This is a genomic window from Microbacterium sp. CBA3102 (genome assembly GCF_007954505.1).
Lineage (GTDB): Bacteria > Actinomycetota > Actinomycetes > Actinomycetales > Microbacteriaceae > Microbacterium > Microbacterium aurugineum.
On record NZ_CP042412.1, the window covers coordinates 880,788 to 906,724 of the forward strand.

The 25,937-nt window shown below is 67.7% G+C and carries 18 protein-coding genes; 12 read left to right on the forward strand and 6 right to left on the reverse strand.

Features of this window, described 5'->3' with window-relative positions; all coding sequences use genetic code 11:
• The first annotated feature begins 3 nt into the window (after nt 1-3).
• The 3 genes from FGL91_RS04305 to FGL91_RS04315 all read left to right on the forward strand — a co-directional run bounded on the left by FGL91_RS04305 (nt 4) and on the right by FGL91_RS04315 (nt 2,518).
• Entirely contained in the window at nt 4-1,296 is a 1,293-nt protein-coding gene (locus tag FGL91_RS04305; protein ID WP_131493239.1) for a sensor histidine kinase, read from the forward strand.
• A 79-nt stretch (nt 1,297-1,375) separates the two neighbouring features.
• Entirely contained in the window at nt 1,376-2,194 is an 819-nt protein-coding gene (locus FGL91_RS04310; protein ID WP_153243178.1) for a hypothetical protein, read from the forward strand.
• A 96-nt stretch (nt 2,195-2,290) separates the two neighbouring features.
• A complete protein-coding gene (locus tag FGL91_RS04315; protein WP_131493235.1) occupies nt 2,291-2,518 on the forward strand; it encodes an RNA-binding S4 domain-containing protein in 228 nt (75 codons plus the stop codon).
• A gap of 4 nt (nt 2,519-2,522) precedes the next feature.
• Here FGL91_RS04315 and FGL91_RS04320 read toward each other — a convergent pair whose 3' ends face one another.
• Together FGL91_RS04320 and FGL91_RS04325 are read right to left on the reverse strand one after the other, a co-directional pair.
• Nucleotides 2,523-3,137 (reverse strand): class I SAM-dependent methyltransferase, encoded by a 615-nt coding sequence (locus tag FGL91_RS04320; protein WP_131493234.1) that lies wholly within the window; start codon nt 3,135-3,137, stop codon nt 2,523-2,525.
• Between the two features lie 118 nt (nt 3,138-3,255).
• Nucleotides 3,256-3,816 carry a GlcG/HbpS family heme-binding protein gene (locus tag FGL91_RS04325; RefSeq protein ID WP_131493232.1) on the reverse strand — a complete coding sequence of 187 codons (561 nt, stop codon included), beginning with the start codon at nt 3,814-3,816 and terminating at the stop codon, nt 3,256-3,258.
• 133 nt (nt 3,817-3,949) lie between these two features.
• On the opposite strand from FGL91_RS04325, the gene FGL91_RS19310 reads away from it, so the two are divergent.
• From FGL91_RS19310 to FGL91_RS04340, 3 genes are all read left to right on the forward strand, one after another.
• On the forward strand, nt 3,950-5,647 hold the full coding sequence (locus tag FGL91_RS19310) for a hybrid sensor histidine kinase/response regulator transcription factor (RefSeq protein ID WP_322619401.1): 1,698 nt from the start codon (nt 3,950-3,952) through the stop codon (nt 5,645-5,647).
• Complete coding sequence (locus FGL91_RS19315; RefSeq protein ID WP_322619402.1) at nt 5,583-5,753, forward strand: response regulator transcription factor; 171 nt, start codon at nt 5,583-5,585, stop codon at nt 5,751-5,753. The genes FGL91_RS19310 and FGL91_RS19315 overlap by 65 nt, the downstream gene beginning before the upstream one ends.
• A gap of 104 nt (nt 5,754-5,857) precedes the next feature.
• The gene (locus FGL91_RS04340; protein ID WP_153243179.1) at nt 5,858-6,604 is read left to right on the forward strand and encodes an ankyrin repeat domain-containing protein; all 747 of its coding nucleotides are present in this window, start codon (nt 5,858-5,860) and stop codon (nt 6,602-6,604) included.
• Between the two features lie 25 nt (nt 6,605-6,629).
• Here the strand turns inward: FGL91_RS04340 and FGL91_RS04345 are convergent, their stop codons facing one another.
• Together FGL91_RS04345 and FGL91_RS19220 are read right to left on the reverse strand one after the other, a co-directional pair.
• Nucleotides 6,630-7,826, reverse strand: a complete 1,197-nt coding sequence (locus tag FGL91_RS04345) for an RCC1 domain-containing protein (RefSeq protein ID WP_153243180.1) — start codon at nt 7,824-7,826, stop codon at nt 6,630-6,632.
• A gap of 17 nt (nt 7,827-7,843) precedes the next feature.
• On the reverse strand, nt 7,844-11,785 hold the full coding sequence (locus tag FGL91_RS19220; protein ID WP_194239309.1) for a lectin-like domain-containing protein: 3,942 nt from the start codon (nt 11,783-11,785) through the stop codon (nt 7,844-7,846).
• 570 nt (nt 11,786-12,355) lie between these two features.
• Between FGL91_RS19220 and FGL91_RS04355 the strand changes: the two genes are divergently transcribed.
• The gene (locus FGL91_RS04355) at nt 12,356-12,991 is read left to right on the forward strand and encodes a response regulator transcription factor (RefSeq protein WP_131493221.1); all 636 of its coding nucleotides are present in this window, start codon (nt 12,356-12,358) and stop codon (nt 12,989-12,991) included.
• Nucleotides 12,992-13,361: 370 nt separating this feature from the next.
• Here FGL91_RS04355 and FGL91_RS04360 read toward each other — a convergent pair whose 3' ends face one another.
• Nucleotides 13,362-16,913, reverse strand: coding sequence for a hypothetical protein (locus tag FGL91_RS04360; RefSeq protein WP_194239310.1), 3,552 nt, complete (start codon nt 16,911-16,913; stop codon nt 13,362-13,364).
• Nucleotides 16,914-17,766: 853 nt separating this feature from the next.
• On the opposite strand from FGL91_RS04360, the gene FGL91_RS04365 reads away from it, so the two are divergent.
• The 4 genes from FGL91_RS04365 to FGL91_RS04380 all read left to right on the forward strand — a co-directional run bounded on the left by FGL91_RS04365 (nt 17,767) and on the right by FGL91_RS04380 (nt 22,915).
• Nucleotides 17,767-20,364 (forward strand): helix-turn-helix transcriptional regulator, encoded by a 2,598-nt coding sequence (locus tag FGL91_RS04365; protein WP_153243183.1) that lies wholly within the window; start codon nt 17,767-17,769, stop codon nt 20,362-20,364.
• 254 nt (nt 20,365-20,618) lie between these two features.
• The gene (locus FGL91_RS04370) at nt 20,619-21,089 is read left to right on the forward strand and encodes a hypothetical protein (RefSeq protein WP_131493215.1); all 471 of its coding nucleotides are present in this window, start codon (nt 20,619-20,621) and stop codon (nt 21,087-21,089) included.
• A gap of 223 nt (nt 21,090-21,312) precedes the next feature.
• Nucleotides 21,313-21,621 carry a hypothetical protein gene (locus tag FGL91_RS04375; RefSeq protein WP_227991869.1) on the forward strand — a complete coding sequence of 103 codons (309 nt, stop codon included), beginning with the start codon at nt 21,313-21,315 and terminating at the stop codon, nt 21,619-21,621.
• Nucleotides 21,622-21,889: 268 nt separating this feature from the next.
• On the forward strand, nt 21,890-22,915 hold the full coding sequence (locus FGL91_RS04380) for a quinone oxidoreductase family protein (RefSeq protein WP_227991870.1): 1,026 nt from the start codon (nt 21,890-21,892) through the stop codon (nt 22,913-22,915).
• Here the strand turns inward: FGL91_RS04380 and dnaB are convergent.
• A complete protein-coding gene (gene dnaB, locus FGL91_RS04385; RefSeq protein ID WP_131493208.1) occupies nt 22,908-24,281 on the reverse strand; it encodes a replicative DNA helicase in 1,374 nt (457 codons plus the stop codon). The genes FGL91_RS04380 and dnaB overlap by 8 nt on opposite strands.
• A gap of 531 nt (nt 24,282-24,812) precedes the next feature.
• Between dnaB and FGL91_RS04390 the strand changes: the two genes are divergently transcribed.
• Nucleotides 24,813-25,871 carry a hypothetical protein gene (locus FGL91_RS04390; protein ID WP_227991871.1) on the forward strand — a complete coding sequence of 353 codons (1,059 nt, stop codon included), beginning with the start codon at nt 24,813-24,815 and terminating at the stop codon, nt 25,869-25,871.
• The last annotated feature ends 66 nt before the right edge of the window (nt 25,872-25,937 follow it).

The window sequence follows — 25,937 nt, forward strand, 5'->3', positions numbered from 1 at the left end:
TCCGTGCGCGGCAGGACCACGCTCGGAGCCACGGTGGTCGTGGCCGTCGCCCTGCTCATCGGCTCCTTCTCCTTTTACGGTGTCCTGCGCAGCAGCATGCACGAGAACACCGTGCGTGCGGCGGAGCAACGTCTCGAGCAGCTCTCCGACCGCACGGGCGGACCGGGTGGCCGGGGCATCGACGCCCTCGACGATGAGATCCTGCAGCTCATCGGACCGGATGGCTCCGTCCGCGCCGCGAGCGAGGACGCCCGCGAGAAGCTGGGCTCCACACCGCTCCCGATCGACGATGACCCGCAGACGACGACGGTCGACGGTGACCCGGTGCTCGTCGTCTCGGAAGAGCTCGACGATGACCGGACGCTCGTGCTCGCCGTCGCGATCGACGACGACGCCGAGACCCTCGCGACGGTGGCGACCTTGCTGGCGATCGCCGTCCCCCTCCTGCTGCTGCTCGTCGCGGTGACCACATGGCTCGTCGTCGGTCGCGCGCTGCGTCCGGTCCAACGCATCCGTGAAGAAGTGGACGGCATCACCGCCGAGCGGCTCCACCAGCGCGTGCCGGTGCCCGAGACGGCCGACGAGATCGCGGCACTCGCGACGACCATGAACGGCATGCTCGATCGCCTCGATGCCGCCGCCACCGCACAACGACGCTTCGTGTCCGATGCTTCCCATGAGCTGCGTTCGCCGCTCGCGACCATCCGCCAGCACGCCGAGCTCGCGCAAGGCCACCCGGAGGTGACGAGCATCGGCGAACTGGCCGAGGTGGTGTCGGAGGAGGGACTCCGGCTGCAGGGCATCGTCGAGTCGCTGCTGCTCCTGGCGCGTCTCGACGAGGGGGCGAGCACGCGCGGCGAAGCAGTCGACCTCGATGACATCGCGCTGGGCGAGGTGCGCCGATTGCGCGCGGCGGGACTCGACGTCGACGGCTCGGGGATCGCCGCGGCCCGGGTGCACGCGGACCCCCGTCTCCTGGGCCAACTGGTGCGGAACCTCGCGGACAACGCCGTCCGCCACAGTCGCGGCCGAGTCGCCATCGGTGTCGTCCCCGCGGACGGGCACGTGTTCGTGATGGTCGAAGACGATGGCGCCGGGGTCCCTGTCGAGGAGCGGGAGCGGATCTTCGAACGTTTCGTCCGGCTCGACGAAGCCCGCAGCCGAGACGCCGGCGGGAGCGGTCTGGGGCTTGCGATCGCCCGCGGCATCGCCGTCTCCGCCGGTGGGACGCTGATGGTCGACGACTCGCGCTGGAGCGGCGCCCGCTTCGTGCTCGCACTGCCCGTCGCGCCCTGAACGCCCGGGGTGGTCGATCCTGAAGAGGTCTTCAGGTCGCTTCAGGATGGCTTCAGCGACTCCGGGGGACCATCGGGTCATGGATGACAAGACCCCCACCCCCGACCAGACGCCCGAGAGCACCCCGGATGCGCAGACCGTTCCGGTATCCCCGGCTCCGGAGTCCGCCGCTCCGACCGTCGGCGACGGGCAGCACCCGACGTTCCCCGCAGCCGATCCGGTCGCCGCTCCGGCGAAAGCTGCTCCCAGGTCGGGACGCACGCGCGCACTGCTCATCGGGGGCGGCATCGCGGCAGCCGTCGTCCTCGCAGGCGGCGGTATCGCCGTCGGCGCCGCAATCAGTGATGAGTTCGACGACGATCACCGCCCCTCGATCTCCGGCGACGGTCGCCACGACGACGGTCGCCACGACGACGGTCGCCATGAGGAGCACCGCGGCGAGCGCGACGACGCGCGGATGAACGACCGGGGTCCCGCGACCGGTATCGGCGCGTCCTCGGCCGATGAGCTGATCGACATCGCGGATGCCGCGCGCGGCGCCGCCGAGGGCGAGGTCACATCGATCGACGCGAAGCGTGACGGGACCTGGGAGGTGCAGTTGACGGCCTCCGACGGCAGTGAGAGCGAGGTGCGAGTCACCGAAGACCTCGCCGCATCCGTCATCGCGACGGACGCCGCGGACGACGATGACACCGCACCCCCGCTCACTCTCGACGATGCCACCATCCGCGCCCTCGTCGCAGCAGCCTTCGAGGAGGCCGAGGGCACGATCACGGATCTCGACGTCGATGGGGATGACACCAGCCCTTATGACGCCTCGGTCCTCACCTCCGACAACCGCTCGATCGACATCGACTTCAGCGCCGACTTCGCGGTCGTCGGGACCGACGTCGACTGATCGAGCCCCGTCCGAATCGCGCACATGGCTTCATCCGGTGCCCCCATCGAGCCGTGTGCGCGATTCGAACGCTTGCCGCGCGACTAGCATTCAGGGATGACGAGTTCCGGACCGATCGACGACATCTCCATCGGCGGTGAGGTGATCCGCCTGGGACAGTTCCTCAAGTTCGCGGGTCTCCTCGACTCCGGCGGTGACGCCAAGGAAGTGATCATCGACGGCTACGTGACGGTCAACGGCGAGGTGGATCGCCGCCGCGGCCGCCAGCTGCGCGACGGGGACCTGGTCTCGTTCGAAGGCCGCACGGTCCGCGTCCGGCCCTGACGCCTCAGACCGCCACGGCGCTGATCGAGGCGTGAGGTCGTGCTCCGGTCGGCACGCGGGTCTCACTGTCGATCACCGAGAAACCTGCCTCTTCCAGCAGCGCGGACATCCCGTCGACGCTCCAGTGGTGCGCGGTGGTCACGGCATGGGGGAACGGCTCACCGTCGGGGCCGTCGAAGAAGCCGAGGAGCAGGGCCCCTCCGTCTTCGAGAGCCGACCGCACCGTCGCCAGGAGCGAGGGAAGCTCGCCCGGGCTCGCATGGATCAACGAGTACCAGGCGAGCACGCCACGGAGCGAGCCCTCCTCGAGGTCGGCCTCGGACAACGACGCGACACGGTAAGGCACACCCGGGTATCGGGCGGTCGCGAGGGAGATGAACTCCGGCACGAGGTCGATGCCCTCCGCCACGTGGCCTCGCGCGGCGAGGAACGCCGTCCAGTGGCCGGGACCGCACCCCGCGTCGAGGAGGCGACCGTCGATCCCCTCCGCCCAGTTCGCGATGCGCTCGCGGTCGGCGGCATCCATCTGGTCGATGTCGCCGAAGAGTTCCGCGTACTCCCCCGCGCGGGCGGAGTATCCCTCGCGGATGCGGCCGTCGCTCCCGGTGTTCCTCGGCATGGGTGTTCGTCCCTTCACCGGTTCGTCCGGATCGTCGACACCCACGGTAGCGGGCGGCTCCGGGAACGGCGCCGACCTCGTGCCGCCCGGCCTCGGGTGGGTGGGCGGCACGAACGGATCAGCTTTCGGCGTCTTCGCTGATCGCGGCGAGTCCGGCGGCAGCGCACGTCTGATCGGCGTCCCCGGAAGGCGCACCGCCCACACCGATGCCGGCGATGGAGGCGTCACCGACCTTCACGCTGACGCCTCCGGCCAGGAAGAGGGTTCCGGGGAGGTCGCGGAGGGCGTCGGCGCGAGCGACGAGGTCACTCGTGTCGGTCCCGAAGGCCGCCGCGGTGTAGGCCTTCTGTTGCGAAGCCTCGATGGTGTGCGCCGCGGCGTTGTCCCCGCGCACGAACGCCTGCAGCTGCCCGGATCGGTCGACGACCGAGACACTGACGAAGCCGAGCCCGTCGGCCTGGCACTGGGCGAGGGCGGCCTGCGCGGCGACCATCGCGGTCTCGGCCGTCAGACGTGACGGGGTGACAACGGCATCCTCGGTCACGGTGACGACTGCTGTCTCGGTGTCTGCGGGTTCTGTCGGGCCCGATTCCGTGGCGGCCGTGCATCCGGCCAGGAGGAGCAGGGCGGAAACCGCCCCGACGGCGGTGAACAGGGAACGGGGGCGGAGCATGGTCATCGGATGGTCCTTTCGGTGGATGTGCTCTTCCATCCTTCGAGGCCGTGACTGCCGCCACATCGACCGATCAGCCAGCGCAGGATCTATCGAACGGATGATGCACTCAGCCGGGGCCCGGATAATCGTGGGAGACATGACCCCTGCGCCTTCCTCGGACTCCACGACGCGGCCCGTCGAGATGTCGACCATCGACATCGCCGTGGACGTGGCCTTCGCGGTGCTCCTGGTCGTGTGCGGGTCACGGTACGTCGTGAACCACGGCCTCGACGAGGGCGGGGGGTTCGTCCTCATCGGCGCGTCGATCTCCTGGCTCGCCTACCTCGCCGGTCGGGTCCGAGAGCCGAGCGTGGTTCGCCGGCGCGTCGGCGTGGCGGTCGCGATCACCGCCTGGATCGTCCTGGTGGTCGCGGCTCCCAGCTTCGCCTGGTGCGCCCTCCCTCTGTTCTTCGCTGCCCATCGCGCTTTCTCCGGAGCATGGGCCCTCGCGCTCACGGTCATGATCGTCGTCGCCGTCGGAGTGAGCCTCTACCGATGGTCGGGTTGGCTCGACATCGGAATGCTGTTCGGCCCCCTGTGCGCCGGGGGGATCCTCACGCTCGCGTACGCGGCGCTCGAACGCCTGCACGCGGCCCGTGGTGCGCTCATCACCGAGCTGGAGACGACACAGGCGCGGCTGGCATCGACCGAACGCGAGGCGGGGAGGGAAGCCGAACGACGTCGCCTCGCTGCCGAACTCCACGACACCGTGGTGCAGGGGACCGCCAGCGCCTTGCTGCTCCTCGAGGCAGAGGAGCAGCGGAACGGCGGGGCATCACCCGAGTCGAACCGTGCGCAGGACGTCCTCCGCGCCAACCTGGTCGAAACGAGGCGGGTCGTGCACGGCCTCTCGTCCACACGGCTGGCCGAACACTCCCTGGCATCGGCGTTGGCCGCGTCCGCGGCGGAACTCGGCGCGGAGTTGCACGTGATCGGCACCGATCACGTGATCTCGGAACCACAGGCGCACGCACTGCTCCGGATCGCCCAGGAAGCAATGGTGAACGCCGTCCGGCACGCGCACGCCGATCGGGTGATCGTGACCCTGACCTTCGACCAGGCCAGGATCGGGATCGACGTCGGTGACGACGGCATCGGATTCGACCCCCGAAGCCGCAGGGCGCGCCGACCGCGGCTACGGCCTGCGCGCGATGCGCTGGCGCGCGACCACAGCGGGAGGCACGTTCGACGTGGAGTCTTCCCCGGGGAACGGCACGATCATCTCGGCCACCGTTCCGTCGAGCCCCCTTCCCCCGCGCACCGCGGAGCACGAGCGATGATCCGCGTGATGCTGGTCGACGACCATCCGGTGCTGAGATACGGGATGGCCGGACTGATCGACACCCAGGATGACCTGAGCGTGGTGGCGCAGACGGGAGACGTCGATGAGGTCATCCGGCTCGCAGCGACGCAGACGCCGGATGTCGTGCTGATGGACCTGGATCTCGGAGCAGAGATCTCCGGTATCGATCTCACCGCCCGCCTGAGGGGCGGAGTCGCCCGGCACTCGCGTGCTGGTCTTCACCACCTACGACACCGATGCCGACATCGTGCGGGCGATCGAAGCAGGCGCCACCGGGTACTTCCTCAAGGACTCACGCCCCGCCGATCTGTTCGCCGCCATCCGCTCCGCCGCCGCCGGGATCTCCGCGCTCTCACCGACGATCGCGACCCGCCTGCTCGGACGCACGCAGAAGCCGGACGAGACACTGACCGCGCGCGAGATCGAAGTGCTCGAGCTCCTCGCGCGCGGGTACTCCAACAAAGAACTCGGACATGCGCTCTTCGTCAGTGAGGGCACGGTGAAGTCGCACCTCCACCACATCTACACGAAGCTGCGCGTCGACAGTCGTGGCGCGGCGATCGCGCATGCCGTCCGTGAGGGCATCGTCCGCCTCTGACCGCCGACGCGCCGTGAGCGGATCTCTATCGAACGGCTGATTCGTGCCGGCACGTCGTCGGCGAGGCTGGAAGGAGACCGCGTTTCACCCTCCGAGGAGATCCCATGCCCGCTCGCCGGCCCCACACCGCTCTGATCATCCTCACGCTCGCCGCGGTGCCGCTCGTCGGGTGCACGCCGGAACGAGCTCCCGCGGTCTCCGTCACGCCGCACGCACCGACCGCGTCGCCGTCTGCGGATGCCTCGCCGAGTCCGTCGGCTGACGAGGTGGCCGCCGCGACCACTGCCCTGTTCGACGCGGTCGCTCGCGACGACCATGCCGCCATCGCGGAAGCGATCGACGCCGGCGCCGACCTCGAGACCCGCGACTCCTCCGGCCGCACCCCGCTCGTGATCGCGACGAAGAACAACAGCGCGGACACCGCGATCCAGCTGCTCGAGGCGGGCGCCGATCCCGATGCGAAGGACGACATCGAGGACTCCGCCTTCCTCTACGCGGGCGCGGAGGGCTACGACCGGATCCTCGAGGCGACGATCCGGCACGGCGCGGATGTCACCTCGACCAATCGCTTCGGCGGAACGGCACTCATCCCGGCCAGCGAGCACGGGTACGCCGAAACGGTGCGGATCCTCCTCGCCGCGGGGGTCCCGGTCGACCACGTGAACGACCTCGGATGGACCGCCCTGCTCGAGGCCGTGCTCTTCGGAGACGGCTCAGCGAGCTACGTCGAGGTCGTCGGCCTCCTCGTCGAAGCGGGCGCCGACACCAGCATCGCCGACTTCCAGGGGCGCACCGCTCGCGACACCGCCCGGGACCGCGGACATGCCGAGATCGTGCGGGCGATGGGATGACCCGAGGATCACCGATCGCCGCGCGTCAGGGCCAGCGGTAGATGGGAACCGTGGCACCGAACGCGTTTCGTGGGGTGGTGTTGCCTGTGCCGAGCTGGCCGTTTCCATTGCTGCCTGCGGAGGCGAAGGTGCCCTCCTGGCCGAGATACGGGGCATGGCCCGCTCCCGCTCCGACTTCGCGAGTGAGCGAGCCGGGCGCCAGTGGAACGAGTGTCGGGTCCGCCACAGCAGTGCTGTTGGTGCCGAGACCGAGTTGGCCCCCCGCATTGGCTCCCCACGCGAACAACTGCCCGCCCGACGTCCACGCGTAGAACGACGAGATTCCCGCAGACGGGACCGAGGCCGCGGCGCCGACGACCCCGGTGACGTCCGCGACGGGTGACAATGCGCTCGTCGTCCCGTGGAACAGGTCACCGCTCGCGGTCCAGACCAGGGTGTTGTTGCTGCCTACCGTGACGCCGGCCGCCGGCGGGGTGGTGATCCCCGTGACGATCGAGCCGGACGCGGCCCCGAGGAGGTTCCCCCAGGCGATCACGGTGCTACCACCGTCGACGCGAGCAGCTCCCCCGAACCGCCCGGCGGAGGCGTCCTCCACATTCCGCGTGAGCATGGCCTGCGCGGTCACTCGGGCAGGAGGACTCTGACCCGTCGGCGCCCGCCCCAGGCGCCCTCCACCGCTGTCGCCCCACGAGTAGAGGGCTCCGCTCTCGGTCCAGGCGAGGTAGTAGAAGCCACCGCTGGAGACACCGACGACCGGATCAGCGAGCGACGCGAAGAACGGATGCGAAGTGGGCGTGGGGGTCGTCCCGGATACGGTGGAGTTCCCCCAGGTGAACACCTCGCCGTCTTGGGTCAGCGCGATCGCCGTGTTGATGCCGGCGGATGCTTCGATCACCACTTCTCCGTTGAGCGCGACGACACGCTCCGGGATGAGGCGCGAGCCACCCGTGGAGCCGTCTCCCAAGACACCGTTCGCGTTGGTGCCCCACGTGTACAGGGCCCCGTCCGGAGTCCAGCCGATCGAGTAGCTCTCGCCCGCATCGATCCCCGCGAACTGAATCGGCACAGCATCGGTGCTGCGCACACTCGCCTGGACCGCGCCCACATCCTGCAAGCTGGCCTGCGAGGGAACGGCTACGAGCATCACCGTGGCAAGCGCGACCAGGAGCCCGCCGCTCGCCAGGAGCGTTCGTCGCGACCGACCGCCTTCTCGGCTCCCCATCGTGATCTCGTCTCTTCTTACAGCACGCTCTTCGCATTCATGAGCAGTTCCTTCCGGCTGACACGATCGGCTGCGCGAAGGGCTGCGCCCAGCCCCAGGAGCAGCGCAGCGAGTGTGAGTCCTCCGCCCAGCGCCGCACCGGTGACGGCGAGACCGCCGCCCCCTCCACCCGGGGGCGCGGGGGGAGCCGGAGGTGCTGCGGTGGCGACGGTGACGGTGGACTCGCTCGGCGGAGGCGGCGCGACGCCGTCCGGGGGCGTCCCGTTCGCGGTCGCCACGTTCACGACACCGCCCCGAGCGATATCGTCCGTCGTGACCGTGTAGGGCGCCCCCGCGCACTCCATCATCGTCGCCGGTGGCAGCGACTCCGAGTCGCAGGTGACAGCACCGATCATCGGGTCGTCGATCGTGACGGGGTCGAGCGTCACGTTCCCGGTGTTGCGCACCTGGAAGCGGTAGTCGATCGTCTCGCCGAGGTCGGCGAGGCCGTTTCCGTTCGCATCGTCGAGGGTCGCGCTCTTCACCATCTCGATTCCGGCCGTGGGGAAATCGGTCGGTGTGGTGACCGTGTCGGTGGGCGGCTCGACCGGCTCCACCCCGTCAGGCACCGTGCCGTCAGCGGTCGCCGTGTTCACCACCCCACCGGCGAGGAGATCCGCCTCCACCACCGTGTACGGCACATCCGCTGTGCACGTCATCGACGCACCACCCGCCAACGACGTCGCCGGACACGTCACACTCCCCGCCAGAGGATCCGTGACCGTGATGTCACTCACCGTCACCGTGCCGGTGTTCATCACCACGAACGAGTAGGCGATCGTCTCGCCGAGCCCGGCGAGACCGCTCGAATCCGCGTCGTCCACCTGGGCGATCTTGGTGATCGCCAGCCCCGCGCTGTCAGCAGGGGTGGGGGTCGTGACCGTGTCGGTGGGTGGCTCGAACGGTTCCACCCCGTCAGGCACCGTGCCGTCAGCGGTCGCCGTGTTCACCACCCCACCGGCGAGGAGATCCGCCTCCACCACCGTGTACGGCGCATCCGCGGTGCACGTCATCGACGCACCACCCGCCAACGACGTCGCCGGACACGTCACACTCCCCGCCAGAGGATCCGTGACCGTGATGTCACTCACCGTCACCGTGCCCGTGTTCATCACCACGAACGAGTAGGCGATCGTCTCGCCGATGTCCGCGAGACCGTTCCCGTTCGTGTCGTCGATCGTCGCGTCCTTCACGATGGACAGCCCCGCCGACGCCTCGACGGTCGGGACGATAGCGGTGTCGATCGGGGGAAGGAACCCGACATTCACCGGCGGTGTGGCCACGCCGGTCGCGGTGTTCGTCACCGCCCCCGCAAGGACGTCATCCTCCGTCACCACGTGCGTGGCAGGAGCGACACACGTGGTGGATTCGCCGATCGCGAGCGTGGTCGTGTCGCAGATCACCGTGCCGACTGTCGGGTCACTGACCCCGACATCCACCAGCGTCACATTGCCGACGTTGGTGAGGAGGAACTCGTAGCTGATGACATCGCCGATCTCGGCGATCCCGTCACCATCCGCTTCTGCGAGATTCGCGATCTTCTCCAAGGACAGGCCAGCATCAGGAATCGCCGTCGGTACGATGACGGTGTCTTCCACCGGGTCCGGAGGAGTCACACCCGCCGGCGGCGTCGCCGACACCGACGCCGTATTCACCACCCCACCCGCGAGGATGTCCGCCTCCGTCACTGTGTAATCCGCATCCGCCGTACACGTCACCGTCTCCCCCGGCGCGATCGACACCGGACACGTCACCGACCCCACCAGCGGATCATCCACCACCGGATCCGTCACCGTCACCGTCCCCGTATTCGTCACCGCGAACGAATACGTGACCGTCTCCCCCGGCTCCGCCAAGCCATTCCCATTCCCCTCATTCAGAACAGCGATCTTCTCCAACCCCAGACCCGCGACAGCCACCGGCGTCGGAACCGTCACCGTGTCCTCCACCGGGTCCGGAGGAGTCACACCCGCCGGAGGCGTCGCCGACACCGACGCCGTATTCACCACCCCACCCGCGAGGATGTCCGCCTCCGTCACCGTGTAATCCGCATCCGCCGTACACGTCACCGTCTCCCCCGGCGCGATCGACACCGGACACGTCACCGACCCCACCAGCGGATCATCCACCACCGGATCCGTCACCGTCACCGTCCCCGTATTCGTCACCGCGAACGAATACGTGACCGTCTCCCCCGGCTCCGCCAAGCCATTCCCATTCCCCTCATTCAGAACAGCGATCTTCTCCAACCCCAGACCCGCGACAGCCACCGGCGTCGGAACCGTCACCGTGTCCTCCACCGGGTCCGGAGGAGTCACACCCGCCGGAGGCGTCGCCGACACCGACGCCGTATTCACCACCCCACCCGCGAGGATGTCCGCCTCCGTCACCGTGTAATCCGCATCCGCCGTACACGTCACCGTCTCCCCCGGCGCAATCGACACCGGACACGTCACCGACCCCACCAGCGGATCATCCACCACCGGATCCGTCACCGTCACCGTCCCCGTATTCGTCACCGCGAACGAATACGTGACCGTCTCCCCCGGCTCCGCCAAGCCATTCCCATTCCCCTCATTCAGAACAGCGATCTTCGTCAAGGCGAGCGAGGCATGAGCGATCGTGATGTCGACCGTCGCCGAGGATTCATCGGTGACCTGCTCCCCGACGCTGTTCTGGGCGACCACGGTCGCCGTGTTGACGAAGCTGGTCTGCTGCGCATCCGCCGCGGTGACCGTATAGCTGCCGGTGCACACCATCGACGAGTCCGCCCCGCCGGCCGGGCCCAACACGGTGGACGGACAGCTGACGTCCGCGATCAACGGGTCGTCGACCACGACCCCGGTGAGCTGCTCGACTCCGGTGTTGGTGACGACGAACTGGTAGGGAATCGTGTCGCCGAGCCCGTATGCCGCCGGCTGAGGATCGGTGCGGTCGACCTGCTTGACGAGGCTGATGTCGCCGAGTGGATTCACCGACATCACCTGCACATTGCGGATGAGGTGCACGTCCGTCTCTGCACCCGTCGATGCGGCGAAGCCGAACTTGTACGTCGCCGGCGGGCGCTCGTCCATGACGTAGGAGAGGACCGTCTGGTACGCCGTCCGGGTTCCCGTGAAGTCGATCTCGACGGTCACGACAGGGAACTCATCCGGTGAGACCGTCACCCGGACGTTGCGAACCGCCTCATCGGGCCCCACGGCATTGCGAATCTCTCCCGGCAGCGTGGAGACACCGCCGGGAGGGCCCAGTCGTGTCGACGCCAGGAAGCAATATCCTTCGTAGCCGTCGCCGGGCCCACGCAGGGTGACGGTGTTGCCGACGCGCGGCGGGGAGAGGTAGCCCGACAGGGCCGGACACCCGACGCCACGGCCTTGATCGTCGTTGGTGTTGTACCCCCAGGCGTCGAAGGCGACACCGAGGTATCCCCCCGCTACCCCCTCTTGCGATGTACCCCCGAAGACGAACGGCGCGTATCCCAGAGATGCACCGATGCCGCCGGTGCTCGTGAGCGACCGCGAACCGTCCGAGAGGAAGAAGGAGATCCCGTCCGCACCGCTGCCGCCGTACTGCGCCTGATCGAACTCGATCTCCAGTCCGGCGTTCGCCGGGAGTGCGCGATCGAACACCATCCCGCCGTTCCGGTTCTGACTCTCATCGTTGAGTTGGAGCCATCCCGGAAGAAGCCCCGGCGTCGGGGAACCGTTCGTGAACGTACACGGGCCCAGGTTGGAGGCCCCGGGTGGCGGCGCAGCGGTGGCCCCGGTGATGCATGCCCCGTCGAGCCCGATCGCTCGGACATCGGGAACGGTTTCACCTCCGAACGTCTCATCCAACAGCACCGAGCCCGCAGCATACGCGGGGGACGCGAAGATCAGAGAAGCGGCGACGACGCTGACCGCGGCGAGCAAGGCGGACACGCCTCGCGCACGTGATCGGGCTTTCACAACTCGCATCTTCACCACCGCACCAATCCCGTGTGAACAGCAGATGAGATCGACCATCCACGCGAATGCCGGTACTGCCACGACGAGACCCGCGGGTGGGTGGCCCGTGTGTCTGTGTCTCGGACAGTAGCGCGGGGAAGGGCCGGCCACAAGGCATGGTCGTCGACGGGCGTCCGGCGCCAGGGCACGGAGAAGCCGAGTTGCTCCTACGCAACGTCCCCGGAACAGCACGCAAAGCCGCTCGACGCACGATGCCGCCGCCAGGTTCTCCATGCCGGGCGAGACTCCCTGCGTATCCCCACAACTGGGGATTTACCTTCCGCGGGAAGCGCCATAGGTTGTGACCATCTCATGGTCCGGGCTGGACGACCGCCCATCTCCCCTCCCCCATGGTCGTCCAGCTCCGGCACGTGCGGGTCGACGTCGTCACACCGGCGACGACTACGCAACGGCTGGAAACGACTACGCAATTCTCGGCCCGCGGTGTACCCCTTTCGACGCAGGCGACCACCGCGGTCACGGTTCGGCATCGAATCTTGATCCGTGCCGATTCGCGTGGGGATCATCGACAACCAGCCGGCGCTCGTGCTGGGCATCACGGTCCTGATCAACGCGCAACCGGACATGACTTTCGTCTGCTCGGCACGCAGCGTCCGCGAACTGCTCTCGGCCGGGAAGACCCTCGACGTGGTGCTGGTCGACCCCGCGATCGGGGGGCCCCTTTCGCAGCCACCTCCCTGGGAAGCACTCGTGTCGCGCGGCATCGGAGTCCTCGTCTTCTCCGGCGTCTCACCGATGCTCTCCGCTGCACAGGTGCCGGGATCCGCCGGTGTGGAGAGCATGCGGAAGACCGATCCTCTCCACCGGGTCATCGCCGGTATCCGTGCGACCCAGCGGAACCGTTCAGCAGCGCGGGAGCTCGACTCGAGCACGAGGACTCCGCTCTTCGCACCCGAGGTCGCGTTGTCTCCCCGGGAACGTGAGGTGCTGGAGCTGTACGCCACCGGATACACGGCGGCGCAGGTGGGTGAGGCGCTGGGCATCAGTCGGAACACGGTCGTGGATCACATCAAAGGCATCCGCCGGAAATACGTGACCGCAGGTCGACCGGCCTTCACGAAGGTGGATCTCTTCCGGCGCGCCGTCGAAGACGGCCTCGTACCAGACGGCAGCGTCTGACGACCCCTTCCGGCCGCAGTGCGCACGGGAGAAGAGCGGCGACGGTGGCTGGTGGCCTTGCTCCCCACGGCAAGGCCACCACACCGAGGCGCCTCCCCACGGCGCCACTCCGACGGCGGCCCCCCAGCCGCGCGTCGGAGCACTGACGGGCGTCCCCGTCTCCCCCAGTCACAACATCACCAGATCGAGCGCGACCTTGTTCCAAGAACCGTTCGACTTAAGTAGAACGTGCTACGGAATTCCGCATAGGAGCAGAAACTCGTCCCCTCAGTGAGTACCGACGGCTCCGGAGAGTCCGTTTGAGAGACGACAGAGCGGCGTGCCGCGTCGGTAGACATGGCACGCCGCTCTGTGACGTGATCAGCGGTTGTTACGCCTCGATCACCGGGCGCTTCATCCGTCGCGCGAGGAGGAGCACTCCTCCCGCGACCACGAGCAGCGCAGCCGCGCCGCCGATGATGCCCAGGCTGCTTCCGCCCGTCGACGCGAGGTACGTAGCCTCGTCAGCGGGGGTGGTCACATCGCTCTCGGGCGGATCGATCGGCTCGACGTTGTCGGGGACCTCGGCGTAGCCGGTCGCGGCGTTGTACACCTGACCGTCCTCCGCGTCCTGCTCCGTGACGGTGTACCCCTTCACGGCGTGACAGGTCATGGACTCGCCGGGCGCGAGCGTCGTCTGCGGGCACTCGACCGCGATACCGGCGTCCGTCAGCATCGGGTCGTCGACGTAGACATCCGTCAACTCAGCAGTACCGGTACTGGTGAGGTCGAAGGAGTAGTCGATCGTCTCACCGGCGTCAGCCCAGCCGTTGCCGTTGGTGTCGTTGAGCTGCGCCGACTTGACGAGCTCCAGGCCGGCCACGAGCGGCTCGAGCGGGATGACGACCTCGTCGGGCGGGCTCACCGGGTCTTCCGGGTCGCCCGGGGTCTCCGGAGGAACCGCGCCCGTCGCCGTCGCGATGTTGTGGATCTCGCCGGCAAGGGCGTCGACCTGCGTGATCGTGTAGTTCTCCGACTCGCACACCGCGGACTCACCAGCGGCCAGGGAGGTCGGATCACACGTGATCGCGACACCCAGCTCGTCGAGCAGCGGGTCCACGACACGGACATCGTCCAGCGGCACGTTGCCGGTGTTGGTGACGGCGAAGGTCCATTTCACGACGTCGCCGGGATCGTTGATCCCGTTGTCGTTCGCGTCGTCGACGAGGACGTAGTCCTTGTCGAGCGAGAGCCCGGGAGCCGGAGTCGGCTCGGTCGGGACGATGACCTCGTCGGGCGGGCTGACCGGGTCTTCCGGGTCACCCGGGGTCTCCGGAGGAACCGTTCCGGTCGCGGTGGCCACGTTCAGGATCTCTCCCGCTTCAGCGTCGGCCTCCGTGATGGTGTAGTTCTCCGAACGGCACGTCGCGGACTCGCCGGCGGCGAGGGACGTCGGATCGCAGGTGATCGCGAGACCCAGCTCGTCGAGCAGCGGGTCCTGGACACGGACATCGTCCAGCGGCACGTTGCCGGTGTTGGTGACTTCGAACGTCCAGGCGATCACGTCGCCCGGGTCGTTGATCCCGTTGTCATTCGCGTCATCGACGACGACGTAGTCCTTGTCGAGCGCGATCCCCGGGGCCGGGGTCGGCTCGGTCGGGATGATGACCTCGTCGGGCGGGCTCACCGGGTCTTCCGGGTCACCCGGAGTCTCCGGAGGAACCGTTCCGGTCGCGGTGGCGACGTTGTGGATCTCACCGGCTTCGGCGTCGGCCTGCGTGATCGTGTAGTTCTCCGACTCGCACTCCGCGGACTCGCCGGCGGCCAGGGAGGTCGGATCACACGTGATCGCGACACCCAGCTCGTCCAGCAGCGGGTCCACGACACGGACATCGTCCAGCGGCACGTTGCCGGTGTTGGTGACGGCGAAGGTCCACTTCACGACGTCGCCGGCATCGTTGATCCCGTTGTCGTTCGCGTCGTCGACCAGGACGTAGTCCTTCTCCAGCGCGATGGCCGGAGTCGGAGTCGGCTCGGTCGGGACGATGACCTCGTCCGGCGGGCTCACCGGGTCTTCCGGGTCACCCGGAGTACCCGGCGTCACGTTACCGGTCGCAGTAGCCACGTTGTGGATCTCTCCCGCTTCCACGTCCGCATCGGTGATGGTGTAGTCACCCGAGCGGCACAGCACCGACTCACCAGGAGCCAGAGGAGCCGGGTCGCAGATCACGTCGATGCCGAGATCCTGCAGGAGAGGGTCATCCACGACGACGTTCTCCAACGTGACGTTGCCGGTGTTGGTGACATCGAACGTCCACGCGATCACATCGCCCGAGTCGTTGATCCCGTTGCCGTTCGCGTCGTCGACCAGGACGTAGTCCTTCTCCAGCGCGATTCCCGGAGCCGGGGTCGGCTCGATCGGGACGATGACCTCGTCGGGCGGACTGACCGGGTCTTCGGGGTCACCCGGGGTGGCCGGCGGAACGGTACCGGTCGCAGTAGCCACGTTGTGGATCTCGCCGGCTTCGGCGTCCGCCTCCGTGATCGTGTAGTCCTCCGAACGGCACGTCGCGGACTCGCCAGCGGCCAGGGACGTCGGGTCACACGTGATCGTGAGACCCAGGTCGTCGAGCAGCGGGTCATCCACGACGACGTTCTCCAACGCGACATTGCCGGTGTTGGTGACTTCGAACGTCCAGGCGATCACGTCGCCCGGGTCGTTGATCCCGTTATCGTTCGCGTCATCGACGACGACGTAGTCCTTGTCGAGCGCGATCCCCGGGGCCGGGGTGTCGAGGACGACGAGGTCGAACGAGACACTGGCCATCTTCACGAGGGAGATGTTGTCCACGGCGAAGTCGTTACCGAAGCCGCCGGCTGCGTAGTTGCGCAGTCCGATCGTCGCCGTACCGAGCGAGTCGGCGACGAAGGTGCCGACGTTCTGTCCCCAGACGACATCCTGGGTCAGGCAGGAGCTCTGCTTCGCGATCGGGAGAGACGAACCGATGTTCTTGGTCTCTTCACTGTCGGTCACGTAGAACGCAGACTGCACCGGCAGCACATTGCCCGCGCTGTAGCTGATGTTCGTCACGTGCCCCTTGACCGTGTACGTGGCGCCGGGTTCCAGGCCGTTGACCGTCGTGGAGATGAGGTCATGGGGCGTGGGGAACGACATCGAACCGTTCATCATCAGCACCTTGCCTGAAGCGGCGGACTGCTCGGTGGTGACCTGAGTGAGGTTCGCGGCCGGGCTCCTCATCGGATCCGCACTGCAGATCACCTCGCTGGAGGTGGCACCGGCGTTGGGGAGTGCGTCGTCGATCGAACGGACATCCGCCCAGAGCACGTTGTAGCGATCCGCGTCGGGACCACCGAAGTTGGTCGTCGGCCAGATCGTGTACTGCCCGTCGCAAGGTCCGTAGTACGGCGTCGAAGGGTTGCATCCCTCCGTCTCGTGGACCGTCGAGGGGTCGTCCCAGGCGTAGATCGTGTTCGCCGCGATCTGAGGCATCGACTCGCCGAGGTAGTCGAAGGTCCCGTTGTCGAAGTCGGTGACGAGGTTCGGTCCGTTGGTGTCTCGCGCGATCTTCACACCGGACAGGGTGCCGACGTAGTCGGCGGGTGCGACGACGCGCAGCTCGCTGTGCGCGCGCGGAATGGAATAGATCAGTGGATCGGGCGAGACCAGCTCAGCCGCTCCGCCGTCGACGACGAGCGACCATCCGGTCGGGATTCCCGACACCTGGTACGAGTCGAAGTCCGCGCCACTGAGATTGTCGTCCGTGATCGTCAGCGTGAAGCCGTCGGCATCCGCTTCGACGACCTGGTTCGGGGAGACGTCGACCGTCAGGCCGTCCTCACCCACGACCGTGGCGGCGAAACTCGGAGGGACGACCACGAGACTCGTGAGCACGGCGATCGTGCCCGCGAGAATCGTCGACAATAAGTATCGGGTTCGTGGTTTTCGTGATCCCATGGAGAAGGTACCTTTCGTACAGGGAAGCTTTTCGGCGCGCGGGAAAGAGAGCACGCCAGGTCTCGGCGGGCTGGAACAGACAACGCCGCATGCAAGTAGATGGGGCAACTCGCTGGGCGCTCGACGATCGGGTTCGATACCAGTACCCGAATGAGGACGGCTCCGTGCCCGGCTCCCCGCTATCCGTACGCGACTCCGTGGCTCTACGCGCCGTACCCGTAGTCAGACGGCATACGGTCCGCGTTCACCGGACGAGAGCATGACACGGGCGGGGAACCGTCAGGATGGGCCGCGGAAGACCGCCCGTGTCACATCACCTCGGCGAGCGCCGACGGCGATCCAACGGTGTTGGGCATCTCCAAGGTAGGCCCGGAGGGAGGCCGCGGCCGGTGCCGTACCGAGAGTGCCGTAGCCCCGCGCACAGGTTGCGTAGGTCGCGGCGAGGAGGCCGTAGTCGCTCCAGAACCTGAATCGGAAGCGCTCTCCCACCGTCTCGAGATCGCGGTACCGAGTGGACACGAAAAACGCACCTAAGTCGTCGGCGTGGTACGCAAAACACCAAGTTCCACCGCGCACGGACTGCGTGCGCGCCCAGACAGGTCCCTCTCGTACTGAAAGGTGTCCCTGGGTCAGCTCCCCCCGTGCGTGATCGCTCAACGACGATCGCGAACCCGCATGGAAACAGAATCCGACTCGGTAGCGCCGTTGTCATCTCATCCTGATCCGCGCGCGTCGCGGACGGCTGCGCGGCCGAACCCCACAGGAACACGGACTTCCGTCGCGCAGGGATCAGGTCTAGTTTTCGGTTAGGAGTGTCCGCGTGAGGAAGCGGGGTCGTGCCATGGTCATCGGTCGGGAGCAGAGCCTGGCCGCCGCGCTGGATCTGGTGCATGCCGGCGTCAGCGTGGACGTCGTCGGCGGACGAGGCAGCGGCCGCAGCGCCTTCCTGAGGGCGCTCCGCGCTCGGCTGGAAGAGGGCGAGTGGAAGGTCATCCAGGTTCGGGGCGTCGCCTCGCTGCGTCAGCATCCGCTCGCCGCACTGCACCTCGCCGGCATTCCCCCCACGGGGACGCAGCGCTCGACGAGTGGGCTCCACGAGACGGCCGAAGCTCTGCGACATGCTCTGCGGTTACCCCGCTCCGTGCTGTTCCTCGACGATTGGGACGACCTGGATGAGTCGTCCTGGGGCGTCGCCGAGGCCGTTCGTCGCTCGAGCGGCATCCCCATCGTCCTCTCCCGGCTGCAGGGGCTGCGTGCGCGCCACACCCCGACCGGCCTCGCCGCCTCCACCCTGGAACCCTCCTATGTGATCGACATGTCTCCTCTGCGCTTCGAGGAGATGGAGAAGGCGCTGGAGCATTACCTCAAGGGGCCCATCGAGGCAGCGACCATGAGCCGGATCTTCGCGAAGTCCGGGGGCAACATCGGGCTGGCATTGAGCCTGGTCGACGCCTGTATCCGCGAGCAGAGGATCGCGCTCCGCGGAGGGAAGGAGTGGGTCGCCACCCGCGACCTGTGGAGCTCGGGCCTGCGCGCGGTGCTCGAAGCGCACCTCGAGGATCTGGACGATGCCGCCCGGGACGCGATCGAGATCATCGCCATCGTCGGCGTGGCCGACATCGAGACCGTGCGCAAGCTCATCGACTGGGGCACGCTGGAGCTGCTCGAGGAACGTCGCATGATCACGTTCATCTCCAGTGGCGCGCGGCAGCTCGTGACCGTCGTGCCCCCGCTCATCGTGGAGTTCTTCCGCCACGAGCCACTGACCGCGCGACGCACCCGACTCACCGCCCTGATCGTCGAGCGCCTCGGCACGGCCGGATCCGCCTCGGCGATCCTCGCCGAACGTGAGAATCGCCAGCCGACTTTCGGGACGCAGGAGGCGCTGTTCGTCCGCTTGCTCCAAGAGCGCGCCCGGGCGCGCAGGATCGTGACGGCTTCCGAATGGGAGGCGAACCCCTCGGCGAGCAGCGCCGTGCGGTATCTGCGTGCACTGATGCACACGCACACCCCGACCGTCACCGAGACCGTCCGACACGTCTTCGACACCACCGACGCGAGCAACGGAGACGTTGCCGGACGCGCTGACTTCGAGAGCCTGCGGGCGGAGTGGACCGCCTACGTCGACCACGATCTGGACGGTGCTCAGCGGCGTCTGAGCGAGGCTTCGATCACGCTCGGTCCCTACGCCCGGATGCTCGACGCCGTCGACGTCCGCCTCCAGGCCAACCTCACACGCATCCCGGACGACTTCGGCGCACGGCTCGAGGTCACCGACGACCTGCCCGACGATGTGAAGCTGCAGCTGTGGGAGACGCAGATGCTGGTGCTCGTCTCCACGGGTCGGTTCAGCGACGCGCTCAGGGTGCACACTGCCACGGAGACGGTCGAGCGCCCACGAGACGCTTACATGATCCGCGTCCTGCACGGCCTCGCCCTGCTCGGGATCGGATCGCATCGTGCCGCGCTCGAGACCCTCCAGCAAGGGTTCGACGAGGCGCACGGGTATCTCGACATCGATGCACTCCGCGCGTTCGGCGCCGCGGTGATCCTCGTGCAGCTCCTCGCGGGTGACTACGCCGCCGTGGACGAGATCGTGGAGACGGTGTTCGCCGCCGGTGAGCCCTCGCCTCTGCCTCCCGGCGTTCAACTCTCGCTCTTGACCATCGCGTCCGTCGTGGCGATCCGACGCGGACAACTGAGCCTGGGAGAGAAGATCGCCCAGGAGATCAACGGCTCCTCCATTCTCGACGGCCCGCTACCCGGCCAGACCCACGCCTGGCCTCGTGCGCAGCTCCTGGCCTTCGATGGAAAGGTGCAGGCGGCCGCGGATGACATGTGGGCGTCGTCGCAGTCGCTGTGGGATCGTGGCGCACGGTTCGCCGCAGTGCTCGGCATGCTGTCCTCGCTCGAGCTCGCCCCCGTCGGGGAGCGCCTCGCGGTCGCCCGTCGCGCGCTCGACGAACTCCCGGACGCCCGCCTGCTTCAGGCGCACGGCGACTACGTCTCCGCCCTCGCCGAGGGCGACCCGGTCACGATGCTCGCGTGCGTGGAAGAGCTCGAGCAGGTGGGGCTGGTCGGCCTCGCCCTCTCGGCGTGCCAGATCGCGCGCACCACGGCGCTCGAGAGGGGCGATGACGCCACACGCCGGGCCGCAGACAGCGCGGCGCACGCGATTCGCGCCGCTCACGGAGACCGGGCCTTCGACACGGCCAGATTCGGGGCCGCGGCCGTCACCCTCACGGAGCGCGAGCGCGAGGTCGGCAGGTTCGCCGCGATGGGTCTCTCCAACCAGGAGATCGCCACGCGCCTCGTGCTCAGCGTGCGCACGGTCGAGAGTCACATGCATCGCATCATGCGCAAGCTCGACGTGTCGAACCGGAAAGCGCTCGCGCCGCACGTCGAGGTCCTGTCTTAGCTCTCCGCACAGAGAGAACGCACCGCGGAGTTCCGCCCTCCGGACCACGGAGCGGGCTGCCGTCATCACTGAATCATGGGCGCGAGGCTACGTGACCTTTGTCGCGACCGGTACCCGCAGACCGCTCCGTGGCGATACTGATCAGCTGCCCTTCTCGTCCGGAGTCACGACCCATGCCGCATCCCCCCGCTCGCCCGCTCACCCGATCCTCGAGGTCACGCCGAGCGCTTCGCACGCGCACCCTGTTCGCGGGGATGCTCCTGGCTGTGGGCGCGGCGGTGCTCGTCGCCGTGATCTTCGCTCCGTCCGAGGTCGAGCGCGTCTACGGCGAGACGAAGATCGCGATCGCCACGGTTCAGACCGAGGCGAGCGGAACGCTCCCGCACGTCACGCTCGGCGTCCCGGGCGACGAGAGAGAATTGGACCGGTGCGACGGCACCTTCACCGAGATGGTCCGCTATGAGAACCCCGGCACGGTGCCCACGTGGGCTGCCCACAACAACTGCGGTGGGGACGTCATCCTCCCGTGGGAGGTGGGCCAGCAGCTCTCCATCGACGGAGTCACCTATGCCGTGGTGGATGTCCGGATGCTGCCGAAGCGCGTCGCGACCTCGGACGACCTCATCGGAATACAGGGCGAACTCACCCTGCAGACCTGCCTCTACGGCCAGCAAATGATGAAGTTCGTCGGAGTGGAGAAGGTCTCAACGACCGCGAGTCGCTGACACGGCGGCTACTCGGCTCACACGTCGACTACCGCCGATCACGTCATCGGCGCGCGTGGTTTCGGCTCGAAGACACGGAGAACCACGCGAGGAGCACGGCATCGGAGGCATTCAACGCCGAGGAGCGAGGCTGGCCACCTAGCTTTGCTGAGTTCCCTGCGCTGCACCCAGAAACCCGACAGGCCGCGCAACTCACACTCAACCAGGAAAGCAAATACAGATCATGTCAACATCCACCGTCCCGAACGCTTCTGGTAGCGCAGTCCCCACGGAGGGCCTGCGCTCCAAGATGCTGGGATTGGCGAGCCTCGTCACGGGAATCGTCTCGTTCTTCGCAGGTATCACGCTCCTCGTACCGATCGCCGGTCTGGTCGCAGGGTTCTTCTCGCTTCGTCGCGAACCCGCAGGCCGAACGCTTGCCGTCTGGGGAATCATCCTCAACACGCTGGCACTCATCGGTGGCGTGATCGTCGCCGTCGGAATCATCCTGACCTTCATCGGTACCGGCCTTACCGCGTTCCTCCCCGCGTGACTCGGCAGCACCGCTAGCTGACTGCGCATCACGCTCGATCGTCGTCGGGGCTCGGCCCGGGCAACGGTCGAGCGTGACGTGTTTCCCGGAACGGTGCCCTACGTATTGACAAGCTTCGATGCATGCGAGATCGTCTATGCATCGAAGTTTTTCAATGCGACGGACCGGCCACGTGCGACGCCTGCTCCGCCGTCTGAGCGCGAACACCCTGCCCGGAGAACGTCCGGACACCATGCTCTCGCGCCAAGATCACCGAGAAGGAGAACGCATGAGCTCGTCGCCCCTGCCCGCCCCTCACGCCCCCCGTGTTCCCGCACGGATGAGGGCCATCGTGCTCGATCGCTTCGGCGGCATCGATGAGCTCGTCCCTCGGACGATCGACGTTCCGATCGTGGGCGAGTCCGATGTCCTGATCAAGGTGTCCGTGGCGGGGGTGGCCTCCTGGGACGCCGTGGAGCGCCAGGGGGAATATGAGGATGCGTTCGGTATCGCCTCGACCTTCCCCTACGTACTCGGCTGGGATGCCGCCGGCACGATCGCCGCCGTGGGCAGCGCAGTCACACGCTTCGCGGTCGGCGATCGCGTCTATGCCGCGTCGATGCCCGTGCCGCGCGGAGGGTTATACGCCGAGTACGGAGTCGTCGCCGAGGAGCACGTCGCCCACGTCCCCGAGCGCCTGTCGATGACCGAGGCCGGCGTGATGGCGTGGGATGCCCTGACCGCCCTGAGCGGAATCGATCTGCTCGATCTCGCGCCGGGCCAGACGCTGATGGTGTTCGGCGCGAGCGGGGGCATGGGACACATGGTCGTGCAACTGGCGCAGCAGCGCGGCATCCGGGTCCTTGCCGTCTCCTCCGGCGCCGACGGCGTCGCTCTGTCCCGAAGCCACGGCGCCGCGGCCGTCGTCGACGGCCGCTCGCATGACGTCGTGGCAGCGGCGGAGGCTTTCGCGCCGAAAGGGCTCGATGCGGCGTTCGTCACCGTCGGCGGATCGGTGCTGGAGCAGGCGCTTCGCGCGATGCACCCTTCAGGACGCGTGGTTTGGCCCCACGGCGTTCACCCACTGCCCGCGACACCACCCGCCGTCCCGATCCTCCACTTCGACGGCGACCGGAGCCGTGCCGCCCTCGAACGACTCAACTCCCTCATCGACGCCGGCACGTTCACGCCGCACGTCGCGCAACGGTTCCCCTTCACTCGCGTGCAAGACGCCCACCGCGCGCTCCGCGAACACTATGTGGGGAAGCTGGCCCTCGACGTCGCGGGCGACGATGCGGAACCTACAGTCAGTTGAAGTCGCCGCCGGGAGCCATGTCGGCGAAGCGTGAGTAGTGCCCCTGGAACGCGACGGTGATCGTGGCGGTCGGGCCGTTGCGGTGCTTGGCGACGATCAGGTCGGCTTCACCGGGTCGCACGTCTTTGTCGTAGACGGAGTCGCGGTGCAGCAGGATGACCATGTCGGCGTCCTGCTCGATCGAGCCCGACTCTCGCAGGTCGCTGATCGCGGGCTTCTTGTCGGTGCGCTGCTCGGGGCCACGGTTCAGTTGCGACAGGGCGATGACCGGAACCTGGAGTTCTTTGGCGATGAGCTTCAGGCTTCGCGAGAACTCCGAGACCTCCTGCTGTCGCGACTCGACGCGCTTGCCCGACGTCATCAGCTGCAGGTAGTCGATGATGACCATGCGCAGCCCCTCGCGCTGCTTGAGGCGACGGCACTTGGCGCGGATCTCGACGAGCGTCATGTTGGGGCTGTCGTCGATGTAGAGCGGGGCGTCGTTGATGCGTCCGCGGGTCGCGGCGACCGTGGTCCAGTCGCGGGGGTCGAGGTTTCCCTTGCGCATGTTCTGCAGCGGGATCGCACCCTCGGCGCTGAGCAGGCGCATCGCGATCTCGCTCTTGCCCATCTCGAGCGAGAAGAAGACCGACGGAAGGTCATGGCCGATGGAGGCCGCGCGCGCGAAGTCGAGCGCCAGCGTCGATTTACCCATGGCGGGTCGCGCGGCGACGACGATCATCTGACCGCCGTGCAGACCGTTCGTGAGTTCGTCGAGTTCCTTGAAGCCGGTCGGGACACCGGTCATCGAACCGTCACGACCGCTCGCTGCCTCGATCTCTTCGAGCGCGGCATCGACGGCGATCTGCAGGGGGACGTAGTCTTCCGCGGTCTCGGATCCGGTGATCGAGTAGATCTCGGCCTGCGCGTTGTTGACGAGGTCGGTCGCGTCACCCTCGCCCGCGTAGCCCAGCTGCACGATGCGGGTGCCGGCGTCGACGAGTCGGCGCAGGATCGCACGCTCCGAGACGATGCCGGCGTAGTAGCCCGCATTCGCCGCGGTGGGGACGATCGAGGTCAGGGTGTGCAGGTAGTCGGCACCGCCGGCGCGACCGAGCTCGCCCGTCTTGATGAGCTCGTCGGTGACGGCCACGACATCGGTGGGCTCGCCGTGCGAGTACAACGAGAGGATGGCCTCGAAGATCAACTCGTGCTTCGGGATGTAGAAGTCGGCGCCCTTCAGCGTCTCGATCACATCGGCGACCGCGTCCTTCGACAGGAGCATTCCGCCCAGAGCACTCTGCTCGGCGAGAAGGTCGTGGGGAGGCGTGCGCTCCGGCCCGCGCGACGAGCCCATGCGCTCCTCTGAGATGTCGGCGATCGACACAGTCTTCCCTTCGATGCGACGTTTCCGATGCGATGCCCTGATGAGGCGTCTCGACGGCTGAGCCGTCTGATCCTCGACCGTCACGCCGTCCTGCACAGCGAAACAGGTGCCTCCGACATTCGGTCGCTCGCTCACGCTACGAGCGACTCTTTCCCCATGCAACACGGCCTGTGGATAACCATGTGGAAAGCGTGCGGACAAAGTCGGAGTGTCTGTGCACAACAGGTGTGGATAACCCCGTGGAGTGCTCCGACTTCAAAGTTTTTTATCGTGCCTGAGCAGGGCTTTCCTGTTTCCCCACCCTGTGGATGGGAATCAGTTTAAATCGGGCGTTGAAGGTTGGCCCCGTCGGGGATGGGATGTGTAGAACCTGGGGAAAGTCAAGCCGAGATTTCGTCGGGCGCGTCACGGGCCGACATCGGCAGAAACTCGCGGATACCCCCCTAGACAGACGGTCGCGACGCGAGTATCGTCACCCGCAATCGACGCATCTGCGCCGAGGTGACGTTGCCTTCGGAGGGGGAGGTCGACGTGGACGTTCGGGCCACCCGACGCGGCGTTCCAGCCGCCGTCCTCTGGGGTGCCCTGGGAGTGCTCGCCTGGGCGACTCTCGCCGTCTTCCTCGGAGGCGGGTCCGCGCATGCGGACGACCGCGACGATGGCCCACTCGACGGACTCACCTCGCTCGTCGGCGACACCGTGTCGAGCGTGACAGCTCCCGTGAAGCCGGTCGTCACGGAGGTTGTCGCTCCGGTCGTCACAAAGGTGGTCGCGCCGGTCGTCACCAAGGCCGTCGCACCCGTCGTCACCAAGGTCGTCGCCCCCGTGCAGCAGACCGCACCGGCGGTCGTCGAGACCGTCACGGAGACGGTCGCCGCGACTCCGGTCGTCGGCACCGTGACAGCGCCCGTCGTGCAGGCGGTCACGGAGACGGCGCACGACGTGGTCGCCCCCGTCACGGCGGTGCTCTCCGACGCACCGGTCTCGCAGATCACCGATCCACTCCTCGACACCGTCGCCGGCCTTCCGCTCGTCGGAGGACTCGTCACCGATCTCGGCGTGATCACCACCGTCGACGACCTGGTCGACGTCGTCGACGACACCACGGCCATTCTCGGCGGCGTGGTGGATTCGACCGTCCCGCCCGTGCTCGACGCCCTGGACCCGACGACACCCGATCCCGCACCGGGTTCCGGAGTGGTCGTGGAGCCCTCGACGCCCGGCGCCACCACGGTCGCGCCCAGAGATGAGGCCGCACCCGGACCGGCGCCGTTCTCGGCGTCGTCCCGGGTGTTCGCCGGCGCGGCGTTCGTCGCGACCGCTCCGACAGTGTCGGCCGGGTCTTCCGACGCGCTCGGATCCGGCGCCGACGCCACCGGTGCGCCCGAAAACTCTCCCCCGGGAACCCTCCCGGGCGGCCCTGTTCCCGCGTCTTCCTCCGCCGGTTCCGGCGGAGGGGCAGGCGCTGCCCACGCGCGTCTCAGCGACGTGGATCCTTCTCCGCTCCGTGCTGGCGAGCGGACCTCCGGCGCATCCGACGACGCTCTTCCGACGTCGCCGGTCGCCGATACCGACGTCTCTCCTGACTGACGGACCGTCACGTCGTTCCTTCGGGGACGACAGATGCCGTGCTGCGCGCGCACGTCGATCGCGCGC